The sequence below is a fragment of the Butyricimonas sp. RTP31003st1_G1_RTP31003_210430 genome (assembly GCF_040920905.1).
Taxonomy (GTDB): domain Bacteria; phylum Bacteroidota; class Bacteroidia; order Bacteroidales; family Marinifilaceae; genus Butyricimonas; species Butyricimonas paravirosa.
The window spans coordinates 61,239-78,967 of the sequence record NZ_JBCOSQ010000007.1 but is presented as its reverse complement, the minus strand read 5'-3'; the positions used below and the strand labels follow the sequence as shown (position 1 = coordinate 78,967).

Genomic DNA, 17,729 nt, shown 5'->3' with positions numbered 1-17,729 from the left:
ATGAAAACAATACTATTCATCATATCTTTTTTCCTGTTTTTACTCACGGCGAGTACCTCGGCCTCTATCAAGTTGTCCAAAGACGCCACGATCAGCATTCTGACGTGTTCCCCGGGTAACGAACTCTACTCGCTGTTCGGACACACAGGCATCCGGGTGGTTGACAAGGCAAACAACATGGATATTGTTTTCAATTACGGGACGTTTGATTTTGCAACCCAAGGATTCTATTTCAAATTTGCACGTGGACTACTTCCCTACCAATTATCGTGTTCCGAGTTTCGTCGTTTTTTATCTTCCTACATTTACGACGAGCGCAGTGTGTATTCCCAAACCTTAAATTTGGATTCCATTCAAAAGCAATACTTGATGGACTTGCTCGTTGAAAATTATGAACCTGCAAACCGGGAATACCTCTACAACTTTCTATATGACAATTGTTCGACCCGGGTTCGGGACATCATTGAGAAAAGTACAGGCAATCAAATCACATGGATTGCTCAGCCTTCCACGAAAAGTTTTTGGAACCTTCTGGATGAATATCTAGGTCGTTCCCCGTGGATTCAATGGGGGATTCACACGATCCTTGGCTCTCCTGCAACCTCCACGGCTACCATTCGGGAACAAATGTTTCTTCCCGATTACCTCATGTATCGTTTAGATTCCGCAGCATATAATGGAACTCCACTCGTGCAACCGATAGAGACAGTATACGAGGCTCCGGAACAAGACCTTTCAACACCTTGGTATTTCTCCCCGTTCTTTGTTTTTGCCATTTGTACGCTTGCACTCATTTTACTTTTACAAAAGGTAAAAAGCCGCCGTTTGCTAAAAGCTATCGCTATTCCCTTCTTTATCGCGACAGGCGTTGTCGGGTGTCTCATCGTCTTTTTGTGTTTCTTCACGAAACATCCCACGATGTTCCCCAACTTCAATGCCTTCTGGGCAAATCCGTTAAACCTCATCGCCGCATTCTTCCTCGGTAAACGCACTCTACCGTGGATCATCAATAAATACTTGTTCATCTACCTCTACCTCTTGATCATCGGTTTTTTGCTATGGTTCCTGCTCGTTCCGGCAGTTCCCTATGCTTCCATGGTCATCATGGTATGGATGATATACCTCTGCATCCGTCTTCGACAAAGCGGAAAATAATATTTTTCGAGATTCTTTGCTTCAGCTCTTGCAGATTGAAATAAAACCTCTATATTTGCACTCGCAATTCAGCGATGGTACCATAGCTCAGTTGGTAGAGCAAAGGACTGAAAATCCTTGTGTCCCCGGTTCGATTCCTGGTGGTACCACTGAAAATGAGAGAGTTTCGAAAGTAACTCTCTTTTCTTTTTGCCTCAAATACCGACATTTTAAGATCAAAGTTAAACCAAGAATTAAACCGAAAATCAACATGAGCGAAGGTATTAACATCTTGTGTTACAAATCAAAAACACTTGCAAATGGAGAACACCCTTTAATGGTTAGAGTTGGAAAAGCCAGTCTGCTTTGACCCTTTTGGCCAAATAGGATTGACCACTCTTGGCCGCAATATGATTGACCCTTTAAAGTCCTGGTGATGGGGGGCAATTACATTGGAATTTCCACCTAAAAACACATTTCGCTACAAAGTGGTATATAAATGCTTAAAATAAACAGTATATACATGTATTTATTATATATACTTTCCTTTGACATTTCTATTCCAAAAATAGCTTTCATAGCTATATTGCATTATTTCATTTTGCTATTTCTAATTTTATTTATATATTTACAGTATGCTAGAATTGACGTAAAAAGTACATTTAATAATTTCTTTAAATCATCATGACCATGAAAAGAACATCGCTCTCATTTTTGACGATAATCATTCTTATATTGTCATCGTCATGCGCCTCGCTAAATCAAAATTCAGCGAAAAAAGCAGTTACAACAGCTGTCAAAGCAAAAATCGACAGCCGGAACTACGTTATTGAAATGCCCAAAACACTTACGACCAATTACAAGCGTATGTTCATACCGGAATATATCCACGTGAGCGGAGACTCCCTGCTCTCTTTCACAGAATACGATAATCAAGATGAATTAAACTATTACCAGAAAGATTTTGTCGAGCAAATGCAAAGTGCCAAGTATAAAATCTTTGATTACACGCAAACACAGCACCGAGGAGGTCGAATAGAAGTCAGTTTTTGGTATAATTCTGTCTACAAAGAGGATGATCCGCAAATTGTGGTGATAAACCAAGGAAATCTAATCCCCGTACGATACAAGTTAGTGTTTGGACGTTCCAATAAAGTTCGCATTTATAGGGATTCATATGCTATCGCCGGAATATTGAAATTATAATTAAGTTTTCATATTCCTAATATATTTCGTTCGTGATGTGTTCACGTGCGGTATAGTGCTATTAATTTAGGCTAGTTTACTACTTTTACAAAAAGTAGTAAAGAACATTCTAGAAAACAGAAAAAATTAATCCGAATTATACTGGAAAAAATTCTTTCTTATTCTACTTTTGTACCCGCAAAATGAATACAAGAAGATGAAAAAGGATGAATTAAAAGGCCATTTATCCATGACCACAGCCAATATGATGTGGGGATTGATGTCTCCCATCTCGAAAATGGTGCTTCTTACCAGTATTATAACACCTTTTATTATTGTCGAAATCCGGGTTATCGGGGCGGCTATCTTATTTTGGATTGCCTCTATTTTCACCAAACGGGAACACGTGTCCCCCCCTGACTTGTTGAAACTATTCTTCGCTTCCATGCTGGGAGTACTTTTCAATCAGGGATTGTTCACCATAGGACTTGGTATGACTTCGCCGGTAGATGCGTCAATTATCACGACAAGCACTCCTATTCTAACGATGATCATTGCCGCGATCTACTTGAAAGAGCCTATCACAAGCAAGAAAGTATCGGGTATATTTCTAGGTGCCTCCGGAGCCTTATTATTGATCGTAAGTAACCAAAATACCGGAGGAACAACTCATAACAGTAATATTTGGGGAGATATTGTTTGCCTCACAGCCGAACTTAGTTTTGCCCTATATCTTGTGCTATTCAAACAACTCATCAGTCGTTACTCTCCTATCACACTCATGAAATGGATGTTCACTTATGCGGCAATATGTATCATTCCATTTTCTTTTCAAGACATAACACATCTGGAATGGTTGTCACTTGAACCCAATATATGGTATGGTCTCAGCTTTATCCTGCTGGGTAGCACGTTCGTCAGTTACTTGTTGGCACCTATCGGGCAACGCTATTTACGTCCTACCGTGGTAAGTATGTATTGCTATGTTCAACCGATTGTCGCAAGCTGTGTTGCCGTTTATTGGGGTATGGACTCGTTCAACCTGTTAAAAATCATCGCTGTTATTTGCGTTTTTTCCGGAGTTTTCCTGGTAACACGTAGTAAAAGTCGGGCAGACATGGAGGCAGCCGTATGAAAGCGTTATTCTCCAAAATCATCCCTTACGTAACTGTGCTACTCGCCATGCTGGCCTGGGCTTTCGGGTCTGTCCTTTACAAAGAAACACTGATTGCTTGGTGGGAACCACTCTCGATGGCTCTTATACTCGCTATTGCAACTCTGTTTTTCGCAAAAAAATGGCAATGGCTAACTCGTTCCGATAATAACATATTGAATGGTATATGCCATCTATTTCACGCAAGCGCTTTCTGTTATCTCATGATCTTGGGCGGAAACTTCATGCTCGCAGATCCGTCTTCTACCCGGGAAGAAAAAGTAACCGTACTATCAAAACATATCGAAACACACAAGCAAACCCGTAGAGTCGGAAACCACCGTTATGTTCCAGCCGGGGAAAGAAAAGAATATTACCTGCAAGTAATTTTCGAAAACGGGACACGAAAAAAACTCCCGGTTTCACTCTCCACCTATAACAAGACACGTACTAACGCAACCAGAACTCTAACCTTGGAAAAAGGATTCTTTGGTTATACCATCATCAAAAAAGGAATATAAAATCAGTTCTGCCGGTATAGATCATTTGCCTGTTGAAATTTGGATGCCATCTGTTGCACCAACATAGGTGGTGATAGCACCCGAATCCCTTCGGCAAATCCACAAATCTCCCGTCTTAGCTCTTGATTTATAACCACCTCTATCTCGAACACGATAGACCCGTCTTTTTGTCTTTCCACCACCCGTTGCGACTTATGCAGGGGTTTGGTTTCCACGTATGGAGCATTGAGTCGATCTACCCAAAAACGAACCACTTCAGCCCTTGATCCCGTGTTTTTAGTTACCCCGACAAGATCGTCAAAAAACGTGACCGGATCAAACACCGTGTTTTCCCTATAAGATTCCTCTTTAGCGATTTCAAGACTATGAATACGGTCAAGGGCCAAATTTACAAGCACAGACGTTCCCTGTTTTACCCCGAACACGAACCAACGATTCCGATACTCTTTCAGTAAATAAGGATAGAACAAAAACGATGATGCGGATCGGGCCTTGAAAGACCGGTATTTCATCCGCAGCACTTGTTTACTCACCACCGCGTGATAAATCATATCCAGATAATCAATCCCCTTCAGACTCTCGTTCTTCTCGAAATCAATCACCGGGATTGTTTTCTGACGGGCAGAAGTCACATGATCCTCCAAACGACTGATAATATCCCCCATATTCGAGAAATAAGAGAACCCTTTAAACTGGCGCAACACCTCCACGGCCTCCGACATCACTTTCAAATCCTGCTCCGACAAGGGAGTGTTCGTGATACTATACTCCTCGTCTTCGTATTTATAGTATTTGTTATCATATACCACGATCGGGGCATTATACCCCAATTTCTCGCTACGCATCATCTGTATGTCCATCTGAATCGTGCGTCGACTGATTCCTTTCGTGATCCCCTCGTACTCGTACAAGGCATCGGAACACGCATCAATCAAATCTTCAAGCGTCCATCTTCTATATTTGTTACACAGGCAGTTATCTATTGTTTTATAACGGATTAGGGCATTACGATTCGCTGGCATAAGAACAGGATAAAAATTATTTTTTCAAAAATATGAAAATAATTTCAGTTACGCAAAAAGCTTGCGCACCTACCTATGCATCTTTGTGGTGTAAAACGAAAAAAGATACAATTATGAAATTCAATTTTACAAACAAAGGAAAAGACACTACCGTGAATTACATGGGAGCCAAGGCTTACAAAATGACGCCGGAAATGGAACTCTATTCAACCGTAGTCACCTGCGTGGTCGATGATTCATACTACGAATCAAACACGGACAGGATTTGCAGAATCAAAAACCTGATCGCAAAATGCAGTCCCGAGTTTGTAGCCAGGCTAGCGGTGTATGCTCGCACGGAAATGAACTTGCGTTCAGTACCTATGATACTGGCTGTTGAATTGGCAAGATTGTATTCCAGTAACGAAATTGTGAAACGTGCCGTTGCGGGTGTAGTAAAACGAGCTGACGAAATCACCGAGATTCTCGCTTATTACCAAATCGCCAACAAACGGGAAGGGAGCAAAAAGTTGAACCGATTGTCAAAACAAATACAAAAAGGATTGATCGAATCGTTCAACAGGTTTGACGAGTATCAATTCGCCAAATACAATGCTGACTCGGCTGTAAGCCTGCGAGACGCATTGTTTCTAGTTCACCCGAAAGCAAAGGATGAAGCACAACAGGCTGTATTTGACAAAATCGTATCGGGTAACCTAGCTATCCCCTACACGTGGGAAACCGAATTATCCGAACTGGGTAAACAAGCGTTCGAAAACGAGAAAGCGAAAGCCCAAGCCGTTTCCAAAAAATGGGAGGAACTCGTGTCAAGCGGTCAAGTGGGTTACATGGCTTTATTGCGAAACTTGCGGAATATCGTCACGAAAAGCTCTGATAAAGCATTAGATATGACCTTGAATATCCTGACAAACGAATACCGGATCAGAAAAGCAAAACAAATGCCTTTCCGTTATTTGTCAGCATTCCTGGAAATAGACAAACTGGCCAAAGAAACCTCTATATTCGAAGGAGAAAAAGCGAAAATAAAGAAAGCCTTGGCAGCTTTGGAAAAAGCGCTGGTAATCAGTTGTGACAATATCCCGACCCGCAAGGGAAAAACCGTGATACTATCCGATAACTCCGGAAGCATGTACGGGGACCGGGGTGGGAAATCCCTAGTGTCAGCCATGAGCGAACGGAAAACTTCGGATATTGCCAACTTATTTGCCGTGTTGTATTGGAACAAATGCAAAGACACTTACGTCGGGCTGTTTGGTGATCGGTTAATTGATGCGAACTTGAGTCGCTCGGTAAACGTGTTCGAGAATTTCAACATCATTAACCAAGCTGCCAAGAAATGCGGCCCGGCAACGGAAAGAGGAATATTCGACTACATGGAATATTTGATAAAATCAAAAACGATTGTAGACAGAATCGTTATATTCTCTGACTGTCAAGTTGGTGACGGATGCAACTGGTACGATCACAAAGGAAATCGGGGAGAAAACTTCAACCGCCTTTTCCAGAAATACCTGAAGATCAACCCGGACGTGAGGGTCTATACGGTTGACTTGAGAGGTTACGGGAACAGCATGACCAAAGATAACGGCAACGTGATCCTCGTCAGCGGGTGGAGTGAAAAAATATTCGATATGATATATTATATCGAACAAGGTTCCTCGGTTGTCAACGAAATAATGAAAATAGAAATATAAAAGCGTTCTTTGAAACAACAATATAAAGCAAGTGCCGTAGACAAGAGTTACTTCGCATATAACGCCCGGGTCGCAGGTTCGAATCCCGCCACTTCCACGATCTGTAAATCACGAACAAGGGAGTGTAGCTCAGTGGGTAGAGCAGGAAACAGTCTCTTATCGCTTGTAGCCTTGCTTTTAAATTACTAAAACAGGATGTCGTAGAGAAGGGTTACTTCGACTCAATTTAGGGGAGGAATAGTGAGGTCGTAAAATCGACGAGACTATCCGGTTCGACTCCGGCAAGTCATGCCCCGTTTCCTTTCTCGCTTGTTACTCCTGTTTTTTACAAATGAAACTCACGCGGATGCCGTAAAACAGGGTTACTTCGTTAAAGTGGTCACCACGGGTTCGAATCCCGTACGATCCTTGTTTGCCCGTTGCTCCGCATATATTAAAAACAAAAATTATGATAGAATTAAAAGGAACATACAATCAAGATTGTAAAATTTTCATCGACGAAGTGGAAACCGAGGCCATCGAGTTGGTCCGGAACATTCTAAACCAGGAAATCTCTGCCGGAGTACAAGTACGAATCATGCCGGATACCCACGTGGGTAAGGGTATCGTGATTGGATTCACCATGCCCGTGACACGAATGGTCAACCCGAACTATATTGGCGTGGACATCGGTTGTTCCGTCACCACGTTCAAATTAAACCAGCGAATCGAAGAGGAAAGATTCCCGACATTGGACCATGCCATCCGGCGTTCCATTCCCATGGGAATGCATATCCGAAAGGAAAAGAATTTGGAAGACTGGTGGATTACCCCCTATTTTGAAACCGTGAATAATAACCTTCATGCCTTTCAACAAAAATGGTTCCAGCGATTCGGGGAAACCAAAGATTCCATTCAAGTCGATAAAGAATATATCTCCCGCTTGTGTAAAAAAATCGGTATCAAAGAAAGTACCTTCTATTGTTCCGTGGGAACATTAGGCGGTGGAAATCATTTTATCGAATTGGGAGAATCTACCAAGGATGGATCACATTACCTGACCATTCACTCCGGTTCTCGTCATTTCGGGTTGAAGGTGTGTAATTATCATGCCAAAAAAATGCATAAAACGACCGTTCTTCCGGAAGAGTACCATGAAGAATTCAAGTGTATCACGCGTGATACACTACCGACAAGCGATATTCCCCAGAAACTGGAAGAGTTAAACAAACGTTACCACGTCGGGAAAAGGGAGTATATGCTTGAAGGAGAAGATATGTATGAATATCTTGTCGATATGGTTATTGCTCAAACTTACGCACAATTCAACCATAAAGCCATGGCAAAAGCCATATTCAAAGACTTGGGTGAAAATTACCGAGCTGTGGACACGGTTTACTCCATGCATAATTTCATCGACACGACCGATTGGATCATTCGAAAAGGAGCCATTCGAGCCTATCAAGGTGAAAAAATGGTTATCCCATTCAACATGCGTGACGGTTTGTTGATTTGCGAAGGAAAAAGTAACCCGGACTGGAACTGTTCCGCCCCTCATGGAGCCGGAAGGGTACTTGCCCGGAACAAAGCACTGAAAATACTGGATATGGAGGAATTCACGAAAGAAATGGAAGGCATTTATTCCACCTCCGTCTGCCGACAAACCCTTGATGAATCCCCGATGGCGTATAAAGATAAAGATTTGATCATACTGGCGATACAAGACACGGCAACGATCGTCGACACGATCAAACCAATCATGAACATCAAAGCTTTGTAAACAATAAAATTCTGAAAAAATGGAAATAAACGAATGAAAAATATGTTTACTTTTGTCTTCGTTTAGCAACCCCAACGCATCTATGAAGGTTCAAATAGAAGAAAGTTGGCAACAACGCTTACAGGATGAATTTGACAAACCCTATTTCGAGAAATTAGTGGCGTTTGTCAAGAGTGAATACAAGAAAGCTCATGTACTTCCTCCGGGACACCAGATATTTCATGTATTCAACGCCTGCCCCTTTGAAAAAGTAAAAATTGTCATCTTGGGACAAGATCCTTATCCTAATCCGGGTCAATATTACGGGGTATGTTTTTCCGTACCGGATGGGGTAGCTATTCCCGGCTCTCTGGCAAATATTTTTAAAGAAATACACATGGACCTGGGGACACCCATCCCGACCTCCGGGAATCTGGACCATTGGGTAGCCCAGGGGGTATTCCCCATAAACTCGGTACTCACGGTTCGGGCGTACGAAACGGGATCTCACAGAGACAAAGGCTGGGAAATTTTTACCGATGCCGTGATCAAAAAATTAAGTGATGAACGGGAGAACTTGGTTTTCATGTTATGGGGAAGTTATGCCAAACAAAAGATGTCACTTATTGATACTCGTAAACATCTTGTGTTAACCACCGTACACCCCTCTCCCCGTTCTGCCGAGTATGGTTTCTTCGGTTGTAAACATTTCAGTAAAGCCAATGCTTTTCTACGAAGTAAGGGTATTCAAGAAATCAACTGGTAAACATGAAATTAAAAAAGCAGCATCCTCACGGATACTGCTTTTTTAATTAATTCTCTTTCATGATACTGTAATAATAGAAATCTATCACCTTCCCATTTTTCACGGCCGCCTTGTGCAACACCGCCTCCAATTGATACCCTGCTTTCTCCAATACACGCATGGATCCCGGATTGTAATCAAAAACCAAAGCGTAAAGTTTTTGGTAACCGAACGTTTCAAACGCATATCGCGTGACGGCAGCCACGACTCTAGGCATGATTCCCCGTCCCCAGTAAGGTTCTCCCAGCCAATAACCGATTTCGGCTGTTACCCGTTCAATGTCACCTTCTGAACCAAACCCGATACTTCCTACTGCTTTCCCATCCACCTCGATCGCGAATCGCATCGGGGGAGCAGGCATGGCATGAACCATACTGATATAATCAAAAGCATCTTGTTTCGTGTATGGATGCGGAAAGTGATCCATAACATTATTCCAAATCTTCTCATTATTGGCATTTTCGGCTAAAGAATCACAATCCGAAAAACGCCATTCACGCACCACGAATCCCTCACCTTCAATCCTAACCCTGTGCTTTTTTTCCCGTAACATTAAGAACTCATTTCCCTGATTCATCGATCGGGGCAAATCGCTTACACCTGTTTTCATAATTGCTAGATTCCTTGGAATCTCTCCTTTATCATTTTTTGTTTTTGTATATTAAAACTACGCAAACATACGTAGTTTAATAATATCTTGTTCCGTCCCCCTCAAATAAATTTTTCAACCGTCAATCTCACAGAACAACCAAGCCAACACGAAGATAAATCCCGTATTCCAACAAAGAAAACAACAAAAGTCGGGCCGCATATTATGCTAACCCGACTTTCAAATCTACCACGTCAAAATTAAAAACACACTACTTTACGATAATCGTGAAACAATTATCCACGTCTTTAGAGTACCCCTCGTTCGAAAACGTAAGTGAAATCACATAACGTCCCACGGGAATATCATGATGACAAGGCACATTCAACATACCATCCCCTTTCACGGTCAACACGGCTTTCAATTTCCCGACATCTCCATCATTACTCGCCACGCTTTTAATCGAAACATAAATCGGTGCCGTTCCGTCCACTCCTTCAATCGGGGTACTCGTCCATGGGATGTTATATTTATCCCGTGTATAATCCTCGCCTCCTCCTATTTCAAGCGTGGGATAAATTCCCATTTCAATACACCTTTCAGGATCAAATCCCATATCAACATACCGCTCGTATTCCGGGTTAGGGATAATTTCCGGGACAGCATTATCCAAAACAGCCTTTACCTCCAATGAATCAATTTCATAACCGGCCTTCTCAACATTTAAGAACCCAATGGTCACATCCTGACAAGAAACCAAGACCGCCACAAACAATATCCATATTATATTTCTCATAACCATCCAATTAAATATGTCCTAATCGATACGAGTAATTCAATGCGTGTACCACGCCATTCGTCGGTTGAATATCCGGTGAAGACATGGGAATCTTTCCCCATGAAAGCGACCAGCATTTCAAACTGACTTCTCCGGCATCCGGTACCCCGGCGTAATCGCTACCCTCCCGGTAAGCGATAAAACGATTCCCCGCCAAACAGGTAATCCAAGTTCCCCCGTCCTGCCCCGATTCATTGATCTCGAATTCTTTATTTTTATAAGCAATGTCCTCCTTTAAAATCTTTCCTTTCGTAACGTGCTTCAACAGGAATTCCCTACAAAGCGATTTCGGAATATCCGAAACCTTCGTGTACACCTTCGTCAAATCTTCATTCTCGTGTGAATCAAAAATAAAACGTTGTATGGAATAAGAAGGTATTCCCCAAAATGTGATCACCGGCATCGAGTCCACTTTTCCCTCGAACAAATCCGTCAACCCGGCATGTTCAATCATTTGTACCGTCAATTCCCAATTATAGGTATCTCCACGCATATAATCCATCATGTTACAATCATGGTAAGGTGACGATACTCCCGAATTAATCACATCCTGTTGCGTGCAAGCACTCAATATCCCCACACAACACAGTATCAATATTATAGTTCTCATCATTCTAAATTTTAAAATTCTAAATTACATATACCGCAACCAGTATGAATTCTGACGCATCAACGTATTTTTATTAAATGCACCATTTCCAATTGCATTAAAGAAACACCCGTCTATAAAATCCTGATCGGAGGCTTTTCGGAAACCCTCTTCCAACTCCGTCCGCACGTATCCATTCCGGATCACGTCATAATAGCGGTATCCCTCCATCAACAACTCTTTCTCCCGTTCCTTAAAAATTGCATAACGTAAATCCCCGCCATATTCTGAAGAAGAATAGAGTTTAGCATTTGCCCGGCGACGAATCGTGTTCAAATCCTCCATCGCTCCGGCAATATATTCCCCTCCCAAACGGGCTCGACATTCTGCTCGTAATAGGATAATATCAGCTAAACGCCACCAGATTTTGTTTTGATTAATATTACTCAAAAATTTCATCCATCCATCATCTTGATAGTAACCATATCTCCATTTATAGGGATAAGCAAAGCCATGAGTTATTTCCACGCTATCCGGATGGGCCATTTCCTCAAACTTATAAAAATAAGCGTCTTTACGCAAATCACCATCCGGGAACATCTCCCGTACAGTCGTTGTTTTAATATTAAAAGTATTCCATTCATTATCCGAAGGCGTGGCAAGATTATTAATCGGCCAATTCTCGTACTCTCTTGCAGGATTAAATTTCAACATTTGCCACATACTTCCCAATTCTATCCACTGATCCTTATACACCGATTCAAAAATACTCTCTTTACTACCCCCAACCATGACCTCCGTGCAAACCTCTTCCGGGGACAAGGCCAATTGATAAACAGATGAATCGATTACCCACGAACAAGCCCGTTCCGCTCTTAGCCAAAGTTCCCGTTCGTCATAATTTCTTTGGTCTTCCCGGGCAAAATACTTTCCCCCGGCTTTCCACGCGCATAAATGAGCCAACAAAGCATTCGCTGCTCCCTTACAAGGAGTTGACTTATAACTAGCATATTGTCCTTTGGAATCCTTTATTTCCGAGAAATCAGGTAAAGCGTCCACGGCCTCCTGTGCCACTTCTATCGCATAATCTGCAATTTCCGTCCACGGGGATTTAGCCACTGGCTTGGGTTCGACCTCATCTTTAATCAACACGCACTCGCCCCATTCTTTCAATAAGTCATAATAAATAAAAGCCTTCAAAAAATACCCTTGACCAAGATACAAATTCTTCCGATCTTGATCAAGATCACTATGTTTCGCTAAATATATCGTCCGGTTAGCCACGGAAATCACGTTATAGTGTTGTCCCCAATCTCCACCCGGAATTACTTGCGGGTCCAGATTCCGTCTCAAAGAAAGGGTATATTCTACTTCATCAGCGTAACTACCATTCACGTAATTTGAACCATTATTATAGTGCATCATCATATAAGTCCTGATAATCGCTTGCGCCCCCCGAACAGATGCCTCCAACTCTTTCTCCGTCATGCTATTCCCGTAAGTCAAGGAATTTTTGGGTTCCATATCCAAGAGATCCTCGCACCCGACAAGAAACCAAATACTTGTTATTAAAATAATAAAATATCTCATCTGCTTAAAATTTAACCGTTAAACCCAATGTAAACTTACGTGCCAAGGGATAATTTTTCCCCGTATCGAATCCCGTACGCACATCCACGATTTCAGGATCGAGACCGGAATAATTGTGCCAAGACAAAAGATTCTCCCCACTCACGAAGAAACGTACCTGTTCCAATTTACAAGATTTCATTAAAGATGCCGGCAACGTATACCCGATAGACAATGTTTTTAACTTTAACCAATTCACCTTTTCCACATCCCGATCTGTAGTATTATAATTCCCTACCCCTTGATCGGTTTGCCATTGTGTATACCTTGCACCCGTATCTCCCGGTTGCTGCCAGAAATGCTGTTTATTCATATTCAGCAAAAATGGGTGTAAAATATTATTCGGATAACTTGTCTTTAGAGAGGAATTTGCCAGTGTATTCACGATATGTCGGCCGATTTGGAAGGTAACCGACATATTCAGATCGAAATTCTTCCAACGTACCTCGTTCACGATACCTCCCGTCACGACAGGTAAGGCACTCCCTTGGTAAATCCGATCTTCTTCACTGATAATTCCATCCCCATTTACATCTATAAATTTATAATCTCCCGGCTTATAAAATGTACTTTTATCTCCATTATTCAAATAAGAACTGATTCCCGCATTATTGTAAGTAACAGGCAATTCTTCCTGTTTGTTCACAAAGCCATCCGTAGCCAAAGTGTATATTCCATTTAATGCCTTTCCGATAATACCAATTCGGGGAATATCCTCCCCTGTATATGACTTCTCAAATCGATTCCAATTCTTGGCCCCGTTCACTGAAATTTTCCAGTACAAATTATCCTTCCGGAATATCTCGTACCGGATCAACAATTCAATCCCCTCGTTAGATACCGCCGCTGCATTTCTCCATTGATAAGCAAAACCGTTATAATCCCCCGGCAATTCAATCTGCCATAATTTATCACTTGAATAGCGATAGTAATAATCTAACGTCAAACCCAAGCGATAATTGAACATATCCATATCCAACCCGAAATCATACTGATCTGTTTTCTCCCACGATAACTCCTCGTTATACAATCCGTTTCCCCACGACAATGTACTCTCTCCCATAAACGGCTGCCCGGAATATAATGATCCCAATGCCAGGTAACATTCCTCGAAATGCATCCCGGAACGTCCCCAACTGGCCCTGATCTTTCCAAAACTCAACCATTCCAAATTATCCTTGATAAAACTCTCCTCGCTGAAATTCCATCCCCCGGCAATGGAAGGAAAGGTTCCCCAGCGATTTTTCGCCCCGAAGGTTGAACTTCCATCTCGACGAAAACTTGCTGAAATGAAATACTTTTTCTGATAATCATACTCCAAACGGGCAAACCAGGATAGTAAGGATTTTTCTTTCATGTCTGATTCGTATGCCTGTAAGGGAATTACCTCCTTATAATCGTAAATTTCTTTTTCCGCCAACGTCGGGAAGCCACTTGGTACATACTGGATCTTATCACTGGGAGAATTCCGGCCACTTCCACCATTATATTCCTCTTGATCATATTGGTAGGAAAAACCGGCAAGTAAATTAAACGTGTGATCTTCTTTAATCGTCTTCGTGTAGGTTAACATGGTTTCGCTCAAAGCCATCACGTTAATTCCGGTCTCTCCTATACTCATGGAATACCCATCCGTATCCAGGTAAGACGGAGAGAAATAATGCCGCCTATGAATCGAATAATCCGCAGCAAGAGAGGTCGATACGTTCAAGCCATCCAACACATCATACCCGATCTTTATGTTGGCCCTTCCCCTCACAGATCGATTTTTTTCCTTTATCCCCTGAAGAGATTTCAACACCTCATCCCACACCACGCTCCCTTTACCGGGAAGTAGGGTTGTCAATTCAAAAGGATCACCGGGAATAACATCCACGCTCGCGCTGGTTTGAAAGCCCTCCATTTGATTCTCGGAACTTCTTTTACGATTCGTCAATGAAAGATAGAAACGCAAATCCACGTTTAAACGATTCGCCGGGATTACATTCAGATTGGTAGTCAAATCAATACGATTAAATCCAGTTCCTTTCAACACGCCTGCCTCATTATAATATCCCAAACCGATACCATAATTTATTCTGTCCGATCCCCCGTATGTCTGTATATTCGCGTTCGTCACTTTTCCCGTTTCAAAGTACATCGGAAAGAAATTCGTAGCATGATTATAAAACGCATTCAAACTATCCTGAAGAATAATCCCGTCTACCGGTTGTACATCACTTTTGGGATAAAACCAATCCAAAAAAGACAATCGATTCTTTTCCATCTCGGATATAGAACTCGGATATTTATATTGCCTGTTTTCCCAATCCAGATAAGCTTTAGGCATATTCCGCAATGCCTTTATCCGCCACCATCGTTCAGCCCTTCCGACCATCAGCGTCGGTAACTTGGGTAACACGCTCCACGTTTGGGAAACATTTACTGAAAAAGTAGCCTTTTGATTCGCTCGTCCTTTTTTCGTTGTCACGATAATCACGCCGTTTGCGGCACGAGATCCATAAATAGAGGCTGCCGAGGCATCCTTCAAAACCTGCACGGATTCAATCATATCGGGATTAATCTCGGCCAACAGGTTCGTACCCGTAATCGGTGAAGTAAACGAATTCAATGGCACCCCGTCAACCACCCACAAGGGATTCGAAAACTGGCGACTCTTCTGTTCCACGTCCAAAGAATTATATCCCCGGATAGTAATAATCGTTCCACCTCCCCCGGGCGCCCCGGTAATGTTCGTCACGTCCATTCCCGCGACCCGTCCCTGCAACAGGCTGGCAATACTCCCCGACGGAATTCCCCTCAATTCATCCGCTTTAATCACCGAGATAGCCCCGGTTGCCTCCCGACGGGTTGTCGTTCCGTATGCCACCACAACCGCCTCATCCAAAGCCTGTATATCTTCTTGCATCACGATCCGAATCGTATCTCGCATGGTTGCCGAAAAAGTCAAGCTCTGCGTCTTATATCCCACGAAAGAGAATTCTAACGCCCCCTTCGCCAAAGGTAACATCATACTGAAAATTCCCTTGGAATCCGTTGCCGTTCCCAAAGTCGTTCCCGTCAATTTCACCGTCACGCCGGGCATGGCCTGTTTTTTCTCGTCAACGACTCTCCCCACGATCCGCAATCCTTTTTGAACAGAATCTTTCCCCCACATCGAAGTACGTTCTTTTATAATCACCAGATTATCATCGAAAGTAAATCCCAGTCCCAATTTTGTCAACAACTCGTCAAGAACCTGACTTAACTCTTTATCAACAACTTGAATACTCACCCTACCCCGGGCTTCCACCACCCGGTGATTGTAAAGGAAACTACAATTAGATTGTCGTTCCAACTCTTGAAACACCTTTTCCAACGACACGTTCCGAAACTCCACAGACACTTTCGCCTGCTGAGAATACACCGCTGCCTGAATCTGAAAAAGACAACACATCATAAAAATAAATACAAATTTCATCATCAACACGCATTTTCGGACAAAAATCCAACCATCGGATCTTGTGCCGATTCGATTTTTTTTCATACTTTTATACTTTGAAAGTTACACATAGCATACAGGGTTTGCATGTACCACCAGACTTACCCTCATGCTTTACTTTTAAGAGCTGTTCCCGTCCATCGTGAACAGCTTTTTATTTCAACTGAATAATAACGTTATTTCCTTTTCGATTAAATACCACGTTCTCCGTCTGTTCAAATTTTCGAAGTAAATTCCCGACATCCTCGTACCGTTTCACTTTTCCCGTAAACTCCAGCCGCTTCGCCTCCTCATTCTGGTAAAAGACCTCCAAACCATACCACACGGAAAGAGTTGTCATAATCTCTTCCAACGGGGCTTGCCTGAATTTATAGTACCCGTCTTTCCACGAAGTGTATAACTCGGTATCGACTTCCCTAACACTTGCCAATTTTAGCCCTTTACGGTATTCGAATTGCTCACCCGGAACAATCCGGTATGATTCATCATTACACGTGATTTCAACACTCCCTGTCACGAGCGTTGTGGCTATCGATTCCATCCGCTCGTACGCTTTCACGTTAAAAGACGTTCCCAGTACCCGAACGTCCATTTCTCCCGCATGTACCCGAAAAGGACGCACGCTATCTTTCGCCACTTCAAACCAAGCCTCTCCCTTTAAAAAGACTTCCCTCTGCCCGTCACGAAAAACTTCCGGGTAACGTAACTCCGAACCGGAATTCAAAAACACCATTGTTCCATCAGATAGAATAACCCGAAATTCCCCACCGACCGGAACCGTCAACACGTTGTAAGTATCTTCCTGCACCTCACCTTGCATCACGGAATACACGAGAGTATTCCCCTCGTTAGTAACACGCAACACGGTATCAGCCACGATCACTTCCTTCACATCCCTTTTCAACGGAACCACTTCCCCATGTTTCAATGTAAGCATCACCTGCCCGTTCCCCGGTCTGAACGGCTGCTCCATCGTCCCCTTCTCTCCAAACGGTAGTCCCCACCACGTCAAGGCAATTCCTATCACCAGCAACACTCCCGCAACCGCAGAAATATACACGTACCGTCTGATCTTCATTTCTTTACCCCGTTCAAGCCGCCTTGTTACCCGTTTATAGGCGACTTCCCGAACAATTCCCCCTCGTTCCCGAATAAATCGCACGGGTTCTTCCAACCGGACCAACAACTGATACTCCCTCTCGTGTTCCTCCCTCCAAACCTTCAAATCTTGTCGCTCTTCGTCCGATAGCGTCTCCCCGGCGACCACTTTGGCTATAATTTCATAAATCTCATCTTCCATGATCTGCAATATTTCCCATAAAACACCGCAGATTCAAAATCATGTGACAGG

The 17,729-nt window shown here is 42.7% G+C and carries 14 protein-coding genes and 1 tRNA gene; 8 read left to right on the top strand and 7 right to left on the bottom strand.

The genetic code is table 11. The annotated features are described in order from the left end of the window. From AB5542_RS03785 to AB5542_RS03765, 5 genes are all read left to right on the top strand, one after another. Positions 1-1,155 carry a DUF4105 domain-containing protein gene (locus AB5542_RS03785; protein WP_279037435.1) on the top strand — a complete coding sequence of 385 codons (1,155 nt, stop codon included), beginning with the start codon at positions 1-3 and terminating at the stop codon, positions 1,153-1,155. A gap of 76 nt (positions 1,156-1,231) precedes the next feature. Further along, positions 1,232-1,304 (top strand) — tRNA-Phe (locus AB5542_RS03780). Positions 1,305-1,824: 520 nt separating this feature from the next. Further along, entirely contained in the window at positions 1,825-2,340 is a 516-nt protein-coding gene (locus tag AB5542_RS03775; protein WP_279037437.1) for a hypothetical protein, read from the top strand. A gap of 196 nt (positions 2,341-2,536) precedes the next feature. Continuing rightward, positions 2,537-3,454, top strand: coding sequence for a DMT family transporter (locus AB5542_RS03770; RefSeq protein ID WP_279037439.1), 918 nt, complete (start codon positions 2,537-2,539; stop codon positions 3,452-3,454). Then, positions 3,451-3,993, top strand: coding sequence for a DUF2500 family protein (locus AB5542_RS03765; RefSeq protein WP_117722522.1), 543 nt, complete (start codon positions 3,451-3,453; stop codon positions 3,991-3,993). The genes AB5542_RS03770 and AB5542_RS03765 overlap by 4 nt, the downstream gene beginning before the upstream one ends. A gap of 2 nt (positions 3,994-3,995) precedes the next feature. Here AB5542_RS03765 and AB5542_RS03760 read toward each other — a convergent pair whose 3' ends face one another. After that, on the bottom strand, positions 3,996-5,015 hold the full coding sequence (locus AB5542_RS03760) for a helix-turn-helix transcriptional regulator (protein ID WP_279037441.1): 1,020 nt from the start codon (positions 5,013-5,015) through the stop codon (positions 3,996-3,998). 113 nt (positions 5,016-5,128) lie between these two features. Here AB5542_RS03760 and AB5542_RS03755 point away from each other — a divergent pair, with 113 nt between their 5' ends. The 3 genes from AB5542_RS03755 (at position 5,129) to ung (ending at position 9,213) form a co-directional block, all read left to right on the top strand. After that, positions 5,129-6,709, top strand: a complete 1,581-nt coding sequence (locus AB5542_RS03755) for a TROVE domain-containing protein (protein WP_279037445.1) — start codon at positions 5,129-5,131, stop codon at positions 6,707-6,709. Between the two features lie 448 nt (positions 6,710-7,157). Beyond that, positions 7,158-8,468, top strand: coding sequence for an RtcB family protein (locus AB5542_RS03750; protein ID WP_279037448.1), 1,311 nt, complete (start codon positions 7,158-7,160; stop codon positions 8,466-8,468). An 82-nt stretch (positions 8,469-8,550) separates the two neighbouring features. Further along, complete coding sequence (gene ung, locus AB5542_RS03745) at positions 8,551-9,213, top strand: uracil-DNA glycosylase (protein WP_279037452.1); 663 nt, start codon at positions 8,551-8,553, stop codon at positions 9,211-9,213. Between the two features lie 46 nt (positions 9,214-9,259). Here the strand turns inward: ung and AB5542_RS03740 are convergent, their stop codons facing one another. From AB5542_RS03740 to AB5542_RS03715, 6 genes are all read right to left on the bottom strand, one after another. Beyond that, positions 9,260-9,862: a GNAT family N-acetyltransferase gene (locus AB5542_RS03740; RefSeq protein ID WP_229128240.1), complete on the bottom strand. Its 603-nt coding sequence runs from the start codon at positions 9,860-9,862 to the stop codon at positions 9,260-9,262. Between the two features lie 250 nt (positions 9,863-10,112). Further along, positions 10,113-10,637, bottom strand: a complete 525-nt coding sequence (locus AB5542_RS03735) for a hypothetical protein (RefSeq protein ID WP_279037456.1) — start codon at positions 10,635-10,637, stop codon at positions 10,113-10,115. Between the two features lie 10 nt (positions 10,638-10,647). Continuing rightward, positions 10,648-11,289 carry a hypothetical protein gene (locus tag AB5542_RS03730; RefSeq protein ID WP_279037457.1) on the bottom strand — a complete coding sequence of 214 codons (642 nt, stop codon included), beginning with the start codon at positions 11,287-11,289 and terminating at the stop codon, positions 10,648-10,650. A gap of 24 nt (positions 11,290-11,313) precedes the next feature. Further along, a complete protein-coding gene (locus tag AB5542_RS03725) occupies positions 11,314-12,858 on the bottom strand; it encodes a RagB/SusD family nutrient uptake outer membrane protein (protein ID WP_279037459.1) in 1,545 nt (514 codons plus the stop codon). Between the two features lie 4 nt (positions 12,859-12,862). Continuing rightward, positions 12,863-16,423 carry a SusC/RagA family TonB-linked outer membrane protein gene (locus AB5542_RS03720; protein WP_279037461.1) on the bottom strand — a complete coding sequence of 1,187 codons (3,561 nt, stop codon included), beginning with the start codon at positions 16,421-16,423 and terminating at the stop codon, positions 12,863-12,865. A gap of 109 nt (positions 16,424-16,532) precedes the next feature. Continuing rightward, entirely contained in the window at positions 16,533-17,678 is a 1,146-nt protein-coding gene (locus AB5542_RS03715) for a FecR family protein (protein WP_279037463.1), read from the bottom strand. Between the last annotated feature and the right edge of the window lie 51 nt (positions 17,679-17,729).